Source organism: Collinsella sp. AM23-17, assembly GCF_003470945.1.
GTDB lineage: Bacteria > Actinomycetota > Coriobacteriia > Coriobacteriales > Coriobacteriaceae > Collinsella > Collinsella aerofaciens_O.
This window is the reverse complement of record NZ_QRHU01000044.1, coordinates 1-2,145: the sequence shown is the minus strand read 5'-3', so window position 1 is coordinate 2,145 and position 2,145 is coordinate 1. Positions and strand designations below refer to the sequence as shown.

General features: G+C 56.4%; 1 protein-coding gene. It reads left to right on the top strand.

Features of this window, described 5'->3' with window-relative positions:
- The first annotated feature begins 332 nt into the window (after positions 1–332).
- Complete coding sequence (locus DW645_RS09745) at positions 333–2,027, top strand: phospho-sugar mutase (RefSeq protein WP_118227347.1); 1,695 nt, start codon at positions 333–335, stop codon at positions 2,025–2,027.
- The last annotated feature ends 118 nt before the right edge of the window (positions 2,028–2,145 follow it).

Below are 2,145 nucleotides of genomic sequence, written 5' to 3'. Positions count from 1 at the left end.
CCCGTTCCGAACCCGGAAGCTAAGCCCCATCGCGCCGAGAGTACTGCGGGGCCCGCCCGTGGGAGGCCAGGGCGCCGCTGACCGGTGGACGGCACCGAGCCGTCGCAAGACTTGAAGAAGGGGGAGGCCTCGCGGCCTCCCCCCTTTTTTGCGTTTACGGGCAACATTCCTTATGCAATTAAATCAATTTAATCATCCACCGCTGAATATAGACGTTCACCGTTCTTTGGCCGGTTCTCTGTTCTTAATGGACTAATATTTGCTTTAGCGCACTGCTGCGCTTGTCCTGTTTTTACACGGGTCGTTTTATTGATTGTGACGGAAGGACTCACATGGCAGATGTTCATGAGCTGCTTGATACTTGGATTGCCAATGTCAAGGACGAGGAGCTCCTCGCTGAGCTTAACACGATGAAGGAGCAGGGTGATGAGGACGCCATCACCGATGCTTTCTTCCAAGATCTCGCCTTCGGTACTGCCGGCCTTCGCGGCACTATCGGTGCGGGCACTAACCGTATGAATATCTATACGGTCGGTCGTGCGACCCAGGGATTCGCTGACTACCTCAATGCGACCTTCGAGCATCCAACGGTTGCCATCGCTCGCGATAGCCGCAATAAAGGTGAGCTGTTCGTTAAGACGACGGCTGCCATTCTTGCAGCAAACGGCGTGACTGCCCTCGTTTATCCCAAGATTTCTCCTGTGCCGACGCTCTCCTGGGCCGTCCGTGATCTTAAGTGCTCCGGTGGCATTTGCATGACCGCTAGTCATAACCCGGCACCGTATAACGGCTATAAGGCCTATGGCCCCGACGGCTGCCAGATCACCAGCGAGGCCGCCGATGCAATTTCTAAGGCTATCGCCGAGACCGATACGTTCACCGGTGTGAAGTCCATGGACTTCGATGAGGCTCTTGAGCAGGGCCTGGTCAAATGGATCGATGATTCGTGCCTCGAGCGTTATTACGACGCTGTTCTCGCTCGCGGCGTTACGAATCTTTCTGCCGAGGAGATTGCCGGCGCACCGCTCAAGCTTGTCTATACGCCGCTGAATGGTACCGGCCTCATTCCCGTCACTACGGTGCTCGAGCGCGCTGGCATCACTGATGTCACGGTTGTTCCCGAGCAGAAGGAACCTAACGGCGATTTCCCGACCTGCCCGTATCCTAACCCCGAGATCCGACAAGCCATGCAGAAGGGCATCGATCTCTGCGAGCAGGTTCACCCCGATCTGCTGCTTGCGACCGATCCCGACGCCGACCGTGTTGGCGTTGCCGTTAAGAATGGCGATGACTATCTGCTGCTGACCGGTAACGAGATGGGCGTCCTGCTGCTCGACTATATTTGCAAGACCCGTGCCGCCCGCGGCGAGGACCTCACTAAGAAGGTCGCGGTTACTACCATTGTTTCTTCCGCCATGGTCGATGCTCTGGCCGAGGAATATGGCTTTGAGCTCCGTCGCTGCCTGACGGGCTTCAAGTACATCGGTGACATCATTACCTCGCTTTCCGATGCTGGCGAGGTCGATCGCTTTATCTTTGGTTTTGAGGAGAGCTACGGTTATCTGGCTGGTGATCACGTGCGCGACAAGGACGCCGTGAGCACTTCGCTGCTGATTTGCCAGATGGCTCAGTATTACAAGCTGCAGGGTAAGAACCTCGCCGACGCGATGCACGAGCTGTACGAGAAGTATGGCTACTACCACAATAAGACGATTTCGCTGAGCTATCCGGGTGCTGAGGGTGCGGCAAAGATGGCCGGCCTCATGGCCGGTCTGCGCGAGAACCCGCCTGCGGAGCTTGCTGGGTCCAAGATTGAGGCCGTCGTGGACTACAACACCTGCGTGAACGGCCTGCCGAAGGCTAATGTCATTGAGTTCGATCTCGAGGGTGGCAACAAGGGTATCGTCCGTCCTTCTGGCACCGAGCCCAAGATCAAGCTGTATATCTTTGCCAAGGGCACGGATGCCGCCGAGGCTGATGCAGCACTTGACGCGATTGAAGAGTCCGGTCGCAAGCTATTGGCCTAAGGCTTTGAATGCCTAAGTCTATAGATAGACGAAGGAGGGGATCTCGGAAACGAGGTCCCCTCTTTATTCAAGACTTTAGTCTGCTGGCCGCGCAGCGGCCAGCTTTAAACCACCCGCT

Bases quoted from the DNA above. Each gene is read 5' to 3' on its own strand.
- DW645_RS09745 (WP_118227347.1), top strand. From the start codon at position 333: ATGGCAGATGTTCATGAGCTGCTTGATACTTGGATTGCCAATGTCAAG.